The organism is Paenibacillus sp. YIM B09110, assembly GCF_037167145.1.
Taxonomy (GTDB): Bacteria; Bacillota; Bacilli; order Paenibacillales; family Paenibacillaceae; genus Pristimantibacillus.
The window spans coordinates 273,571-287,776 of record NZ_JBANSP010000002.1; the positions used below are offsets into that span (position 1 = coordinate 273,571).

A 14,206-nucleotide genomic window follows, 5' to 3' on the forward strand; every position below is an offset into this window, starting at 1 on the left:
ATGATCGATTGCGAAGGACTAGTCAAAATTTACAAAACGGACGATCTCGAGGTCGTCGCGCTTCAAGGTTTGAACCTAAAGGTGGAAGACGGAGAGCTGATGGCGATCATCGGCAACAGCGGCAGCGGCAAATCAACGCTGCTGAACATATTGGGCGGTCTCGACCGCCCCTCCGCCGGCCAGGTGAAGGTAGGTCCATGGGATCTGCTTAAGATTACGGAAGAAGAAACCGTGCAATACAAGCGTGAGACGGTCGGCTTCATTTGGCAAAATAATGCCCGCAATCTGCTGCCCTACTTATCCGCGCTTGAAAATGTTGAAATGCCGATGATGCTTTCGGGCAAGGTTGATCGCGCCTACGCGAAGCAGTTGCTTGATTGGGTAGGTCTCAAGGAGCGTATGCATAACAAGCTGCATCAGCTATCAGGGGGCGAGCAGCAACGCGTTGCGATTGCGATCTCGTTGTCGAACCGTCCGAAGCTGCTGCTTGCCGATGAGCCGACAGGCTCGGTAGACACGGCAACCTCGGATATGATTATGGGCATATTCCGGCGGCTCAATCGAGAGATTGGCATTACGGTTGTCATCGTAACGCATGACTTGACGTTAGCCGGCAAGGTGGACCGTGTCGTTGCGATCCGTGACGGACTTACGAGTACCGAATTCATTAAGCGCAATCCAAACATTACTCTAGGTGGAGGTGAAGCAGAGCTTCCGGCAGCAAGCGGGCTGCAGACGGTACATGAAGCGTATGTCGTTGTAGACCGTGTCGGACGTTTGCAAGTGCCAAAAGAATATTTGACGGCGCTCAACATTAAAGACAAAGCAACGATGGAGTTTGACGGAGAGCGGATTATTATTACTCCGCCTAAATCATTGGGGGGTTAAATCGGATGAATAAGATTGCAAAATTGCCTTTGCGCAAAGTGGTTGGAGTTAGTATGTCGCTTGTAATGCTCGGCGGCGTCTTGGTGGGATGCAGCGGCTCCTCGGATAAGTCTGCGGAGAAATCAGTGCTGCGAGTTGGAGTTATGTACGGCGGCTCGGACAACGAGCCCTACATGCGCCAGCAATATACGGATATGTTCGAAATGATGAATCCGAACGTAACCTTCGAGATCGTAGGCGCGATCAACTATGATGATCAACGTTTTGAAACACAGGATTCCTCGAAGCCTGTCACGGAACAACCGGATACGTACGAGAAAGTGAAAGAGCTGCTTACCGGCCAGAATCCGGTTGACGTTATGATCTTCGACTACAACTTCCTTCGTCGTTTGACGCAGGATAACCTGCTTCAGCAGCTTGATCCGCTCATTCAACAGGACAAATTCGATCTGACGGATTATGTTCCGACTGTAATTGACGGCATTAAAGATGCTGGCGACAGCAATATTTACGCACTGACGCCAACATTCAGCTCTTCTGCACTTTTCTATAATAAAAAGCTGTTCTCAGATGCGGGCGTAACGCCTCCTACCGACAAAATGCAATGGTCTGAAATCTTGTCCCTTGCTCGCCAAGTAACGAAAGGCGAAGGTGAAGACCGCAATTTCGGCTTCTCGTTCAATCGTTGGTCGAATGACGGCTTCAGCGACACGCAAACGTACGCTTCTGCGCTTCAATTGAAGATGTGGGACGATAAAGCAGAAAAAATGCTTGTAAACAGCGATCAATGGGCGGACGTATGGCAGACTGTATCCGATCTTTACAAAGAGAAGATCGTTCCAACGCAAGAATTTATTCAACAAATGAATGAAAAAGTTAGTGCAGAAGGCGGCAACGATCCATTCTATGGCGATCTGTTCATCAAAGGCAGAGTCGCAATGACGATTGGCGATTACAATTATATTAACGAACTGAAGAGAGCTACAGACAACGCTACGAAGATCAAAGACTTTACGCCAGTAGATTGGGATGTTGTAACAGTCCCTACGTTCCCTGGAAATCCTGATGTTGGCGGCAACATCTACCTAAGCTCGCTTATGGGTATTAACGCGAAAGCTCAAAACCCTGACGGAGCATGGGATTTCATTAAGTTCACGAATGGCAAGGAATGGGCAAAGCTGAAGTCGAGAAGCTTGTACGAAATGGTTGCGCGCAAAGAGTTCTTGGCGCCAATCGGCGGTTTGCAGTACAATATGGACGCGTTCACGACGCTTAAACCGCTTCCTCCAGTAAGCTCCGACCAGGAGAAGATTTACCGAGAGAAACCAGGTATCTGGGAAGCACAGTCGCCTGGATACGAATTGTTCCAACAAGTGCTTACCGAAGAGAAGACGGTTAAGGAAGCGCTCGCCGAGTGGGAGACGCGAGGCAACGCTACACTTGAGAAGCTGAAGACCGATCCTACAGGCGGCATGGGAGACGGCGGCGGCGGTATCGTTCGGCCCATGGGTTAAACAATAATAGAAAAGTAGAGAAGCCTGCATCCGACTTTGCGTCGCGTGCAGGCTTCTCTTTATGTTATTTTAAGCTCGAAGGCTCTTACTTGTTGCCATATTCCTTTTTCCGATTGCTGAAGCAAGATCAGCTTCTCGATCATGGAGGTTAGGTTCACCTTGTTCATTCGCCAATTGCCGTATAAATCGTACAGCTCATCGGCTGTTAGTTGCTGGGCTAGAGTCAAGTGAGGCGTGTAGACGTAACGCTGCGCTTCCAACGCTAGCGGACCGGTGCAAACCTGTTGATGCAGATGAACCATCGGAGCAGCGTCTTCCAGCGCCATATACAGTACATGACTGACGGGGAAGAAGGAGGATACCCGATTGAACGCGATTGCGAACGGGGATAGAGCCGCTGCTACGGCCTCCAGATGCGCGATCGCTGCAGCGAGCTTCTCTTCACTCCATGGCTCAGCCTCCCGAACCGTCAGATGGGCGGGGATGAGCGAATAGTGGGGATCATGCCTAATTCGTAATCGATCGGCAGCTTCCTGTACCTTTTTATCGGGATAAACCGCAATGCCATATTTCATGTCCACCAGCCTCCTGAATAAAGCTTATGATTCAAGTATACCCGAATGCATGAAAAGATAAGAATTTCCGATTTTGGGGTATTCTATGGCTACAAGCACGTTTGAGGAAGAAAAACGCAAGGAATAGCGAGCGGCAGGGAGGACTCATGATGAGGTGGGTATACTGGGTGAGATTGTACGAGACCAAATTCCAAGCGGGATGCCTCGTAAGGAGGATGGAGAACGATTGGTGGGTATACGGCTACGAATGTCCGCGTGAGGTCGAGGTATTCAAATCGCGCAAGGGACGGTACGGAGTACGGTTCTTGCCATAATACGGGAGGGGCTAAAAAGAAATCTGAAGAAAATTAGAATAATTTGCTTGACTTGAAATATGCATATATAGTATATTAATTGATGTCGCCATTTCAAAAAAAGCTTTTATTCAAATGGAATTACGTCGCGGGGTGGAGCAGCCCGGTAGCTCGTCGGGCTCATAACCCGAAGGCCGCAGGTTCAAATCCTGCCCCCGCAACCAACCTTTCGATCTCAACGTCAACCGGCGTTTTTCGAGGGCCCTTAGCTCAGTTGGTTAGAGCGGTCGGCTCATAACCGATTGGTCGGGGGTTCGAGTCCCTCAGGGCCCACCATTTGCAAGCTTTTTTACACACATGCCGGGGTGGCGGAACTGGCAGACGCACAGGACTTAAAATCCTGCGGTGGGTGACCACCGTACGGGTTCGATTCCCGTCCTCGGCATCCTTTCAAATCCTTGATATCTCAAGGTTTTTCATGAACTACATATGTGTAGTTAAATGATAATCCTGTGTGCTAAATATAGCTGCACAGGATTCACGTATAATACAGTAAACCTTCTTTGTAGCATCTGATTAAAATCAGATTACAATAGGAGGTTTTTTTGTTGTCTATGCGACTCACAAAAGTTACGAAGAAAGCGCCAGCTACAATGGAAGAAGCTTTAACACAGTTTATCAATTGGAAGAAAGCGAACAATTTGAGTGAACAAACAATTCTTGATTACACTACGCACGTAAACCTTCTCTTTAAACGTTATCCAAATGCCGCGCAGTCATATGAACTGCTTGAAAAATCAGTTTTTGAACACTTAGGGCAAGAAAATATTAAGCCAGCAACGTACAATAATCGTCTTGTCTATTTGCGTAGTTTCTTCATGTGGTGTGTCGAGCAAGGTGTCTTATCTGATAATCCATTAGAAGGATTTAAAAAGCGAAAAGATGAGGGTAGAATAGTTCAAATTGATGAAAGTGTTCTTTCAGATCTACTTCAATTACCCAACCAAAGCACATATGCAGGTTTGCGCGACTATGCACTTCTACTTGTTTTCTTAGACAGTGGTATAAGACCGAAAGAAGCTTTTAGCCTGATGGAGTCTGATTACAATAATCGTGCGTATGAACTAGTAGTAGATGCAGACAAAGCTAAAACAAGAACATCACGAACCCTTCATATTATGCCTCAAACAGCAAAGGCAATAGATGAACTACTGTCAGTTCGACCTATAGAGTGGAAGGAAAGAGCGCCTATCTTTTGTACTAATGAGGGCAAACCACTAAATAGGCATACATGGGGTGATCGCATTGAAATGTATTGTAAGAAGCTTGGAACTCGTTTCCATCCTTATGCACTACGTCATGCATTTTCAATTATGTTTTTGCGAGGCAAGGGTAATGCGTTTGCGCTACAAATGATGCTAGGTCATATAGATATGACAATGACTAAACGATATGTCAGATTAACGAATAGTGATGTAAAAGAACAGCATACAATGGCTTCTCCAGTTAATAGAATCTTACCTCAAAATAAACGACTTAGAAATATCAGTAAGAAATGAGAAAGAGAAGTATGGAAATTAGAGCTTATAAAGCCATGGTGGATGAGAAAACCAACTTTAGACAGATTAGCATTGCAGGATTACATTGTAAGCTACATAAGAGCATGAGGAACTACAGACACCAGACGCAGAGTCTAGAGGAAGGAAATAGACCGCTTACGAGCTGTTAAGAATGCCGTACTATTGCAATTTCCTGAATATGATTGCTTATATGAGTATAATCATGATTTTAACGCTTTAGCCGCTAAATTTGGGCTTCTGAGAAGACTATATAAGGCATACGTATTCATGTAAGTGGGAAATGACTATTAGACAGTTGTAACGCCGCTAATGGCGTTAGTGAGCGCGTAGGATCGGGATTAGAGGAGCTATCTAGGATCAATACGCTTATATGTCTTCCTGATAATGCAGACGAGGCAGGGGACAGGATTGATTTGCGATTGTTTAGCCGCTCAAAAGAAAAGAGCCTGTATTATTAGGCTCTTTTACTTTACTTTTCTCTAAAGTTAAGCAGTAGATCAAGGATGTTATTAACTGTTTGCAGTTCCGAAAGTGGCAGATTGTTAACTTTGTTTATGATTGAATCTACAGTATCAGCTTCTTTTGTCTTCCTTTTTGATTGAGCATTTGCGAATAGTTCCTCTAACGTTATGCCTAGTGCATCAGTTATTCTAATTAAACTTTCAATTGTGGGCGATTTTTCAGCGCGTTCAACATCAGAAATATACGATGTAGAAAATGAAGCGCGGTGAGCTAATTCTTCTTGTGTGATACCTTTACGTTTACGAAATATGCGAATACGTTCACCAATTACTTTCCCGATTACATCACTCATAACTACCCCTCCTAACAATTTCACGTTATCGGAGCAGAACAAGTTATCCAATCGTCTAAAGTATAATATTTTCTATTTATATAGCCTATAGACTATATTTTTGTTACAATACTTTTGTCATCATCAAACTGGGGGGATATGGATGAACTTTAAGTTATTGTTTGTAATTATCTTGTTAATGGTGTTCTTAGTTGGGTGTTCGTCAAATGATAGTAGTTCAGATGAAGTACTTGAAAAAACTAAGTATCTTTTCCAAGAAAATGTCTCTGAACCTGCAGATTTAATATCACTACATAATACAAAAGTGATAAAAGTTGAATCCACAAAGAATTACATACGTTACCAAGTGACAGGCAGGGCCAATTATGTTTGGGGCGAATCAGATTTTGATGTAATAGTACAGAAGGATTTATACAAAGATAAAGATGAAAAAAAGTGGTTTATGCCTGATTGTAATGTATGTATACCTAGAAAACAGATTGCTGATAACGACGAAGAAGCGAATGCAAGGGCAATTGATTTAGTATTTGAAGCAAGTAAACATTTGAAATGATATAGCAATTAGAAAGCGCAAAATACTATTAGCGGTTTGCCTAACAAGGTGAGCTGCTTTTTTTGTTCTACGGCTTATATAAAAAAATCTCCTATGTGAGGAGTTTTGGATAGAGATTCTTAAATATAAGTATGAGCTTCACGATACCGCATAACTTTGCCTAATCGAAGAAGTTAAGTATTATACCAAACAAAAAAGGAGAAAAGAAAATGGAAGAAATCGTTACAGCAAAGGTAGTTTGCGACAAGCTAAGTATATCCAAGCGTACCCTTTGCAAGTGGAAGAATGAAGGCTTACCGTCAATCAAATTGTCTTACAACATCGTCAGATATGATCTTATATCTGTTATGGAATGGGTAAAGGAAAGGAATAAGGAACAAAAAGGAGCAGAGACAGAGAATTAAACCAGAGGTCGAAATTTGTACCAAGTCGCTACATAAGCGTAAAAATATATTATAAATTGTCCCTGAATGGTACAGCGATTGGTCAAATTTTGTATCAAATCGGTACACTGACTAGTCAAAACTTGTACCGAAATCGGACAGATTTTGGGGTGCTTTAACAAATAGATTTATAACATAAATACATATAACAATATTATATCTTTGCTTAGGCACAAGAATTAGGAGTGAGTGTAACAACTATGAGTTTTATAAAAATTTATAATTATTTACTTGATAATGAAGCTAATCAAAAAGTAGAACAGATATACCTATATGCTATGCTCAAGGCAGATTATTCAATCTTTAATGGCTATACATCAACAACAATAACAATCCTTGCCCAAGGAAATGTATTATCTACTACTAATACCAAAAGAAAGGTGAAACTAATAAAAGAGCTATTAGAACAATTGCAAGAAAGGAAAATCATACAGATAGATTATGAAGGCGAATTAGGAGCAAATACACCAATAATAATTAGGTTTCCTGATCTTGGAGGTCATGAGCAAATAACACCTGATATGTACTCACTGGCATCTTGCCCCGCCGAATTTTTCGTATTGGTCACAATCAAGAGATTTACCGGAGAGCCGTTCAACGGCTTTGAGAAAGCCAAAGATAGATGGTCAGATATACTTGGCTACGGTTCAAAGAACACAGGAAACAAAATTATTAACAAGTTGGTTGAAGATAAAAAAATATACTGTGTTGAAGGAGAGAGGTACAGAGACAACAACGGATTGATTAAGCAACATTCTACCAAATGGTTTCTCAATAAACATAATCAAATAATGATTAGTGACGAAAAGAACGAAGAACTTATTTCTGTCGCCGCTGAGAATGAAGAAATAAAAGATATTTCCGCGACTAGTAATGCTAAAGACAAAATAACACAGAAAGAAAAGCCTAAAAAGCATAATCCTTCAGTTACAAATGCAAAATCAATTGAATGGGGGAATTGGAACAACCTTAACCTTAGTGCATTCATTAAGGATGCTGACATTGAGTTATATGTTCTACAAATGCACATTGAAGAATTTATATCAATTGCTAACCAGAAGCTAAACAGTATTCCTGATAAAGCCAGATTCAATATTATGAATAAAATTAAGAAGTCATTGATCCAGAAGGAACGAAAAGAAAATAAGAATGCCGTTGTTATCAATGGTGAAGCTGTTTCCGTTGATAAAAGTAATATCGAGAGTTATAGGCAGTATCTGATAGATAACCTTAATTCTGGTTGTGATGGAGTTGAAGTGTTAATTTTTAACTACGGGGAAAACAAGAAAACAACGATTAGCCTAAAAAGAATGGCTGTTAGCGTTGGTTTCGAGTTTATGCTTTCAAATGAAGTCATTGACTTCACAGTAGCTAGCTACATCAATGTCATAAAGGCAGACAAAGAATTTGATTCCTTGATATTTAACGATACCAAAGGAAGCATTCGAAACCGATTTCATATTGCTTGCTAATCGATTCGTCCCGATACATTTACTGTTAGTTGCTGATGTAGTAAGAATTTGAGAAGTTTTGTCGTCCTCATGATTGTAAATGACGGACGGCGAATGTGGATTAGAATATGATTATTTTACGCTTTATTGTGATAAAGAATTATTTAATGTTGCGCTGATACTAAAATAAAAAAGGTGAAAAAAATGAATGAAATTTGGAGAGAAGTAGTTGGTTATCAGGGATACTATGAAGTATCAAATCTAGGGGATGTTAGAAGTTTAGACAGGATTGTTTATAAAGAACAAAATGGAAAGGTTGTGGGAACGCCAGTAAAGGGAAGAATGTTAAAGACAGGTATATGTAATAGAGGATATTCAAGGTTACGACTAAGCAAAGATGGGAAGTCAACTACATACCGAGTTCATAGGCTTGTGGCTGCCGCCTTTATCGATAATCCTGATAATAAATCAGAAGTTAATCATATAGATGGCAATAAGCTCAATAACGCGATCTGGAATCTTGAATACTGCACAAAAATGGAAAATGTTCAACATGCTTGGGAAATTGGATTGGTGAATACTTGCACAATAAAAATTAGCTATGATGATTTGTTGTTTATATTAGGACATTATGAGTTCGGGAGTAGAGAATACGGGACTTGTGCATTGGCAAGGAAATTTGGTGTAAACCCTACTACCATTTGGGGTATTGTTAATGGCAAAAGAGATGTGAACCATTATGTAAGTTAAATTGCAGAGACAGGATTATAATTTCCTGTCTTTTTTCTTATCTTGTCGACTCCAGAAATACCACTAGTAGTACTATTAGTAGCATATTTTTCTCAATTGAAAGAAGATTAAGTAGTAGGAACAAAACTAATTACATTTAAACGTCTTGAAAGAACTTCAACCTTTCAAGTACATTTTCTATTCAATAGCTTTTTCTAGTGAGAGTCCCTTTGCCAGGCTCTCACATACGTAGGGTTACCTTACGATTTTGGGTTCAACAAATTCTCTATTCTTCCTCCGAATGAAGGGGAGATCCAGTCCCTTTTACGTTTTATATTAATAACCCCGAAAGGAATTAATGATATGGATAATTATAAAATTGCTTATGGTACAGAAAGAATAAAGCCAATATTGAGTAGTAAAGACCTAGATAAACTTATTGCTGAGTCACTAAAAGAAGAGCCATCTAAGCTTGCTAAAACGGTTTCTGAGCCACAGAATAAGCCAAAGCATAAGCCGGCTAGAGAGCCAGTTACAACGCCAATTAATAAGCTTACAGACGCTTTCAAACACTTGAAAACAAAAACAATTAAAACAACAACTCAGGATGCATCAGAAGCTTTCGCTCACTTGAGACCAAAGGTCAATAAATTAATAGAAACCGAACCATTCGCCCATATACGAGGAGGTAAATAAGTCAATGGAGAAAGTGAAGGTATTAAGTAGCTACATCATGGAGGGCTATACGCTGTTCAAAGTGAAGCCATTAGGATTAATTGAGTATGGCATTAAGAAGGATATATATTGTTTTGATTATGCTTCTTTGGCTGATCAATGGGGAATTAGTATGGAAGTACTTGATAAGGTTGCTTCGTATGACATAACATTTAGTGATTCTATGTATGTATCATTTAATGAAACGGAGTCAGGGTTAGTTAGAACATATATGATGAATGCCAACGCAACTCCAAATTTATTAAGAAAATTGAAGGATTCAACTTTTAAACCTAATAGGGATATTATTAGAGAATTTGCTGTAATAGCAATGCTAGTTGATAAAGCAAGGGGGTATAAAAATGGTTAAAGTATCGTTGACACTTGATGATTTCTCAGACAAGATGTTGAAACTTATCGCTATGGAAAATGGTGTTTCTCGCTCTGAGGTTATAAGAAGCTTAGTAAAAGCAAGAGCTAGTAATGAAAACGGTATACTTCGAGGGTTTGCAGATTTAATTAGTAAAGATAAGTGAGTATAGATGAAAGTACAACCCCTAGTTTAGCTAGGGGTTGTTTCTGCTTGATTCATCGATTATCATAATGAATTTTTATGTTGTTTTATAATAGGGGTTTTTCTCAACTATAGCTGATTGAATTTTCGTTCTTAAAAATTCAACAAAATCATTTTCATTTTCTAAACAAGATACTATTTCATATAAGTCACATAATACAACAACTGCTTTTGCAAGTGCTCCTTTAGTCGTAGTAATCGCTGGTTCTGTAAATCCACTAACAGATATATATATCCCCCTTGCTTGACCACGAAGAAAAACACCCATAAGATGATTGGAAATTTCATTCTTCCCAACTGGTTTTCCCCACCACTTCATTTCAACTAGGTAGTAATCAGAATCTATCTTGATAACGCCGTCGATTTGTTCAATTATCCCTTCGTTTTCTTCTCCATTTATAGAGAAGGATTCTTTGACGAGAATATCATGATAATTAAACAAGTTATTTAAGACATTTTCAAATAGCTTACCTCTTTTGTGTGGGTCATTTAACTTGACTAATTCACTTATCTCAAGCTTTATTTTTTCTAGTTCACGTTTTCGGTTGTTAACTTTTTCAACTTGTTCAAGGTATGTTTGTTTATGTTTTCTGGCTAATTCATTTTTTTCTCTTTCCATTCTTGAAAAAGCATCTTTTACTTTGATTACTTGACGTATCTCGGCGACATACCCTTTGGCTTTTATTCTGTCATTATCCCAACAAGATTCATAACTGTCGAATTCGACTATTCTTTTTAATAATTCTCGTCGGATTTTAAGGAACATGTCATTGTTCTGTTCGTTGATTCTAGTTACCATAATCCTAGTGATTTCGTACTTACTTATGCTATCTTTGTTATTGTATACTTTTATTGAAATATCATTTAATAACGATTCACTCACACCAGCACCGCGAAAGAATAAAAGTACATCTTGTTTAGAACGATTTAATAAAGGAATTGTATCAATTAGTAAGCTAATTAGTTCTGGAGGATAATGATAAATAGTTATCATAGATTCAAGCACCCTTCGAAATTTAATAACACATATTCCCTATAACTAATCCTTCAAGTATACTATAATTTAGAATAAATCCCAATAGTATATGTGCTGTCATGAGGAGGATAACTTGTTATGTCAATTTCTGATAAAGTAAAAAGCGGTTACTGGTCAATTTCGACACAAAAGCATTTGAAAGTCTTTAAAAGTGAAGCGACTGGCTTATCGCAATTAGGTAATCTCAATTTGACTGGGAAAGTAGGAAGATTCCTAGGTGTTATAAGAGGCAATGGACAAATAACTGATATGAATAAGCTTGAATTAATGGCTAACAGTGTAGGCATTAATAATAAGTTGGAACTCCTTAAGATTGTACTTCCTGAGTTGGAATCAGCATCAGATAAAAGAATTGAATTAATGAGAGATACTATAGGGAATATAACTGGTATTGCCGAATATGTCTACGATAACCCTACAGTACTAGGCATTTCAGGTCAGGTATTTGAAAATCAACATCCAACAGATGTAGAAAGAATAGTAATAAGGACTATGGATGAAACGAAAAAGATTCCTTATGCGCAAAGCCATCTTATTCAATTACTTATCCAGCAAGGATTTAGCGAAAGAGATGTTTCATTATCAATTGCATTGCAAAATAATTTTAAGTTAATTCGAGTTTTAAATAAAATGAAGAATCGTGAACCTATTATTAGCAATGAGTACGTCTGGGGCGATAATCATGAGAAAATTGCTATGGCTGTCTCAGGACTTAATATGTTTGAAAAAGACACTTTAAGAGAAATAATAGATTCGATTCAAAATTTCCAAGGATTTCCTTTAGAGAAAATAGCACCTGAGGCAAGCAACTTACTCCTAATGGCCAAAAAAACTGGTATGATAAATCCTACTACAATTGTTTCAACAAGAGGTTTTCAGAAAGATTTTGGTTTTAGTACAAACTTGTTACAACCTGAGCAATATAACAATGATATCCTTGATGATGTTAAATTGTTACTTGCTTCGATTCGTTTTGGAGAAAATTACACTCCTTATTCGACAATTAATGACCCTGAAAAATTCCTGTCAAAGTTAATTCAATATGGGGATATCGGTCCTCATGATGCAAATGCAACAGATTACACTTTGCTTGAGAAAAAGGGTATTGTAAGAGTTGTAAGAAAACAAAAGTTTAATTCCTACTATGGGACATATCGAACTGGTCCATGTCTTGAATTGATAAGAACAGATGTCGCAAAGGAAGCTTTAAACATTATTAAGAATCCAAACTACACAATGAACAATGATGCAGAAATTACAGACTTCGGTTCAATGATGGATGTAGGGATTTTTGTAACTCCTGAAGAAGAAAGAATGAATATGGCTGAAATGCCTGAAACTTTGAAAGAAATCGAAGAACATACTCTAAGAGTACTTAGAGGAGAAAATATATAAGAATGGCGGTGGAATCTTGTCTGATTTAAATAATAAGCCACAGTCAATTGAGAAAGATCTAGAGAGTATGCCTCCTCAGAATGGTTTGAGTGATGGACAACAACAACAAAGTTCTGAGGGTAAAACGTCAAATGAGCCTGTAGTTCAGTCCGAACTTAATTTAGATATAATCGATAAAGGGGAAGGTAGTTCTACAATACCTTCTCCTAATTTGCCAATTCAAGAAAGTAAACAATATCAGAGTAAATCGGTGGAGACTTATAACAAGGGAACAAAAAAGAAGCCTCGTGCTCAAAGCTACAACAGAAAAAAACCAGTACAATCAGAAATAAATAAAAATACAACCGAAGAGAAGACTCTACAAAAGGGATATTTGTTGGAATACCGAATGAAAAGGCTATTATTTCATATGGGATATTTCCCTAAAATCGGGATAGATGTTCGTACTTCCTATGATGATGCTTCGGATAAGATTACCGATTTAGATGTCTATGGTTTATATGTTCATCGTGATTTTACCAGTAAGTCCTTATGGGTAGATTGCAAATCTGGTTCAGTTCAAATTCATGATAGAATAACTTGGATTAAAGGCATCATGAGTGAAATAACAGTTAACGATATGATTTTTGTTGTAAATAGTGCACGTACATCAGTGAAGCAATACGCAAGGAAAGCAGGAATACAACTATTAGACATAAATATTGTTGATAAACTTGAAGCTGATTATAAAATCAATCAAGACGACTGGCGAGGTTCTTGGAATCCAGATACACAGCATAATAAAATTAACCAGTTATCTAAATTTAGTATTCCAACTAACGATTTGTATAAGAGAATTGCAAAATATATTTCATCTGATTACTGGGTAATTGATAATTATTCCAAAGTAAAGAAGACCTTATCAGGAATTAGGGATTTATCAACCTATAACAATTTAAAACTAAACGAGGAACAAACAAAAACTATTCAATGGTCTATCTATGAATTAACTAATCTGTTCTTATTAGCCGTACTTGATATAGCAAAAGAGCTATACTATTTTAATGATAGTGAAAAACGTGAAACGGTAGTTGAAGGATTAAGTTCGGGTGATATACCCAATAGAAAAAGGAAGGAGATTTTTGACTCGGCGTTTAGGGTAGCATATAACGTAGTTAAAACTCAAATACCTGATTTTAACATACCTTCGAAAATGCCTTCATTTAATATAACGCCACCGAATTACACTGAATCGTTTATTGATTTAATTTTAAGAATAACAAATAATCCAATGTATTATTATGATTTATTGAGATTTTTAGACTTCATTTTTATGGAATATGACCTTCAATCAAAGGTAATTAGCGAAGCTGATGTGCGCACTCTGTTTAAAAATTATGATGAATTGTTAATTGGAGCTAAAACTTTATTGCATTTCATATGTCAAGTAACTAATATCCCTCGTTCAATGTACCGAATTATAAACTAGCTAAAGATATGCCAAAAGATAATATATATTTAATCTACATGTATTCACTACTTTGCTAAATGCGAAGTAGTGATATTTTTATGGAGGGGTAACTTTGCTGAGAAAACCGATTAAGTCTGACTCGGAAATAGAAGTGTGTGTTCAGTTGCAAAGTACTGTGCGGATATGGATGAACAACG

At 38.3% G+C, this 14,206-nt stretch carries 16 protein-coding genes and 3 tRNA genes; 16 read left to right on the forward strand and 3 right to left on the reverse strand.

Going from position 1 to position 14,206, the window contains the following annotated elements; genetic code table 11:
- Positions 1–888, forward strand: coding sequence for an ABC transporter ATP-binding protein (locus V8F51_RS03475; protein WP_337098654.1), 888 nt, complete (start codon positions 1–3; stop codon positions 886–888).
- Between the two features lie 5 nt (positions 889–893).
- A complete protein-coding gene (locus V8F51_RS03480) occupies positions 894–2,402 on the forward strand; it encodes an ABC transporter substrate-binding protein (protein ID WP_337098655.1) in 1,509 nt (502 codons plus the stop codon).
- 59 nt (positions 2,403–2,461) lie between these two features.
- Here the strand turns inward: V8F51_RS03480 and V8F51_RS03485 are convergent, their stop codons facing one another.
- On the reverse strand, positions 2,462–2,977 hold the full coding sequence (locus V8F51_RS03485) for a 2'-5' RNA ligase family protein (RefSeq protein WP_337098656.1): 516 nt from the start codon (positions 2,975–2,977) through the stop codon (positions 2,462–2,464).
- A 149-nt stretch (positions 2,978–3,126) separates the two neighbouring features.
- Between V8F51_RS03485 and V8F51_RS03490 the strand changes: the two genes are divergently transcribed.
- From V8F51_RS03490 to V8F51_RS03510, 5 genes are all read left to right on the forward strand, one after another.
- Positions 3,127–3,291, forward strand: a complete 165-nt coding sequence (locus V8F51_RS03490; RefSeq protein ID WP_337098657.1) for a hypothetical protein — start codon at positions 3,127–3,129, stop codon at positions 3,289–3,291.
- 126 nt (positions 3,292–3,417) lie between these two features.
- A tRNA-Met gene (locus V8F51_RS03495) sits at positions 3,418–3,494 on the forward strand.
- Between the two features lie 35 nt (positions 3,495–3,529).
- Positions 3,530–3,606: transfer RNA gene (locus V8F51_RS03500), tRNA-Ile, on the forward strand.
- Between the two features lie 23 nt (positions 3,607–3,629).
- Positions 3,630–3,715: transfer RNA gene (locus tag V8F51_RS03505), tRNA-Leu, on the forward strand.
- A gap of 169 nt (positions 3,716–3,884) precedes the next feature.
- Positions 3,885–4,829, forward strand: a complete 945-nt coding sequence (locus V8F51_RS03510) for a tyrosine-type recombinase/integrase (RefSeq protein WP_337098902.1) — start codon at positions 3,885–3,887, stop codon at positions 4,827–4,829.
- A 490-nt stretch (positions 4,830–5,319) separates the two neighbouring features.
- Here the strand turns inward: V8F51_RS03510 and V8F51_RS03515 are convergent, their stop codons facing one another.
- Positions 5,320–5,664: a helix-turn-helix domain-containing protein gene (locus V8F51_RS03515; protein ID WP_337098658.1), complete on the reverse strand. Its 345-nt coding sequence runs from the start codon at positions 5,662–5,664 to the stop codon at positions 5,320–5,322.
- A 142-nt stretch (positions 5,665–5,806) separates the two neighbouring features.
- Between V8F51_RS03515 and V8F51_RS03520 the strand changes: the two genes are divergently transcribed.
- The 7 genes from V8F51_RS03520 to V8F51_RS03550 all read left to right on the forward strand — a co-directional run bounded on the left by V8F51_RS03520 (position 5,807) and on the right by V8F51_RS03550 (position 10,090).
- Positions 5,807–6,217 carry a hypothetical protein gene (locus tag V8F51_RS03520; RefSeq protein WP_337098659.1) on the forward strand — a complete coding sequence of 137 codons (411 nt, stop codon included), beginning with the start codon at positions 5,807–5,809 and terminating at the stop codon, positions 6,215–6,217.
- Positions 6,218–6,426: 209 nt separating this feature from the next.
- Positions 6,427–6,621, forward strand: a complete 195-nt coding sequence (locus tag V8F51_RS03525) for a helix-turn-helix transcriptional regulator (RefSeq protein ID WP_337098660.1) — start codon at positions 6,427–6,429, stop codon at positions 6,619–6,621.
- 239 nt (positions 6,622–6,860) lie between these two features.
- Positions 6,861–8,132: a hypothetical protein gene (locus V8F51_RS03530; protein ID WP_337098661.1), complete on the forward strand. Its 1,272-nt coding sequence runs from the start codon at positions 6,861–6,863 to the stop codon at positions 8,130–8,132.
- Positions 8,133–8,315: 183 nt separating this feature from the next.
- A complete protein-coding gene (locus V8F51_RS03535; protein ID WP_337098662.1) occupies positions 8,316–8,861 on the forward strand; it encodes an NUMOD4 domain-containing protein in 546 nt (181 codons plus the stop codon).
- Positions 8,862–9,203: 342 nt separating this feature from the next.
- Complete coding sequence (locus tag V8F51_RS03540) at positions 9,204–9,536, forward strand: hypothetical protein (RefSeq protein ID WP_337098663.1); 333 nt, start codon at positions 9,204–9,206, stop codon at positions 9,534–9,536.
- Between the two features lie 4 nt (positions 9,537–9,540).
- Positions 9,541–9,924: a hypothetical protein gene (locus V8F51_RS03545; protein WP_337098664.1), complete on the forward strand. Its 384-nt coding sequence runs from the start codon at positions 9,541–9,543 to the stop codon at positions 9,922–9,924.
- Positions 9,917–10,090: a ribbon-helix-helix protein, CopG family gene (locus tag V8F51_RS03550; protein WP_337098665.1), complete on the forward strand. Its 174-nt coding sequence runs from the start codon at positions 9,917–9,919 to the stop codon at positions 10,088–10,090. The genes V8F51_RS03545 and V8F51_RS03550 overlap by 8 nt, the downstream gene beginning before the upstream one ends.
- A 75-nt stretch (positions 10,091–10,165) precedes the next feature.
- Here the strand turns inward: V8F51_RS03550 and V8F51_RS03555 are convergent, their stop codons facing one another.
- A complete protein-coding gene (locus V8F51_RS03555) occupies positions 10,166–11,122 on the reverse strand; it encodes a restriction endonuclease (RefSeq protein WP_337098666.1) in 957 nt (318 codons plus the stop codon).
- Positions 11,123–11,242: 120 nt separating this feature from the next.
- Between V8F51_RS03555 and V8F51_RS03560 the strand changes: the two genes are divergently transcribed.
- Both V8F51_RS03560 and V8F51_RS03565 read left to right on the forward strand, forming a co-directional pair.
- Positions 11,243–12,559: a hypothetical protein gene (locus V8F51_RS03560; protein ID WP_337098667.1), complete on the forward strand. Its 1,317-nt coding sequence runs from the start codon at positions 11,243–11,245 to the stop codon at positions 12,557–12,559.
- 16 nt (positions 12,560–12,575) lie between these two features.
- Positions 12,576–14,027: a hypothetical protein gene (locus V8F51_RS03565; protein WP_337098668.1), complete on the forward strand. Its 1,452-nt coding sequence runs from the start codon at positions 12,576–12,578 to the stop codon at positions 14,025–14,027.
- Positions 14,028–14,206 lie beyond the last annotated feature (179 nt).

What these genes read in the sequence shown, in the direction of transcription:
- V8F51_RS03475 (WP_337098654.1), top strand. Translation starts at nt 1, where the DNA reads ATGATCGATTGCGAAGGACTAGTCAAAATTTACAAAACGGACGATCTC.
- V8F51_RS03480 (WP_337098655.1), top strand. Translation starts at nt 894, where the DNA reads ATGAATAAGATTGCAAAATTGCCTTTGCGCAAAGTGGTTGGAGTTAGT.
- V8F51_RS03485 (WP_337098656.1), bottom strand. Translation starts at nt 2,977, where the DNA reads ATGAAATATGGCATTGCGGTTTATCCCGATAAAAAGGTACAGGAAGCT.
- V8F51_RS03490 (WP_337098657.1), top strand. Translation starts at nt 3,127, where the DNA reads ATGAGGTGGGTATACTGGGTGAGATTGTACGAGACCAAATTCCAAGCG.
- V8F51_RS03510 (WP_337098902.1), top strand. Translation starts at nt 3,885, where the DNA reads ATGCGACTCACAAAAGTTACGAAGAAAGCGCCAGCTACAATGGAAGAA.
- V8F51_RS03515 (WP_337098658.1), bottom strand. Translation starts at nt 5,664, where the DNA reads ATGAGTGATGTAATCGGGAAAGTAATTGGTGAACGTATTCGCATATTT.
- V8F51_RS03520 (WP_337098659.1), top strand. Translation starts at nt 5,807, where the DNA reads ATGAACTTTAAGTTATTGTTTGTAATTATCTTGTTAATGGTGTTCTTA.
- V8F51_RS03525 (WP_337098660.1), top strand. Translation starts at nt 6,427, where the DNA reads ATGGAAGAAATCGTTACAGCAAAGGTAGTTTGCGACAAGCTAAGTATA.
- V8F51_RS03530 (WP_337098661.1), top strand. Translation starts at nt 6,861, where the DNA reads ATGAGTTTTATAAAAATTTATAATTATTTACTTGATAATGAAGCTAAT.
- V8F51_RS03535 (WP_337098662.1), top strand. Translation starts at nt 8,316, where the DNA reads ATGAATGAAATTTGGAGAGAAGTAGTTGGTTATCAGGGATACTATGAA.
- V8F51_RS03540 (WP_337098663.1), top strand. Translation starts at nt 9,204, where the DNA reads ATGGATAATTATAAAATTGCTTATGGTACAGAAAGAATAAAGCCAATA.
- V8F51_RS03545 (WP_337098664.1), top strand. Translation starts at nt 9,541, where the DNA reads ATGGAGAAAGTGAAGGTATTAAGTAGCTACATCATGGAGGGCTATACG.
- V8F51_RS03550 (WP_337098665.1), top strand. Translation starts at nt 9,917, where the DNA reads ATGGTTAAAGTATCGTTGACACTTGATGATTTCTCAGACAAGATGTTG.
- V8F51_RS03555 (WP_337098666.1), bottom strand. Translation starts at nt 11,122, where the DNA reads ATGATAACTATTTATCATTATCCTCCAGAACTAATTAGCTTACTAATT.
- V8F51_RS03560 (WP_337098667.1), top strand. Translation starts at nt 11,243, where the DNA reads ATGTCAATTTCTGATAAAGTAAAAAGCGGTTACTGGTCAATTTCGACA.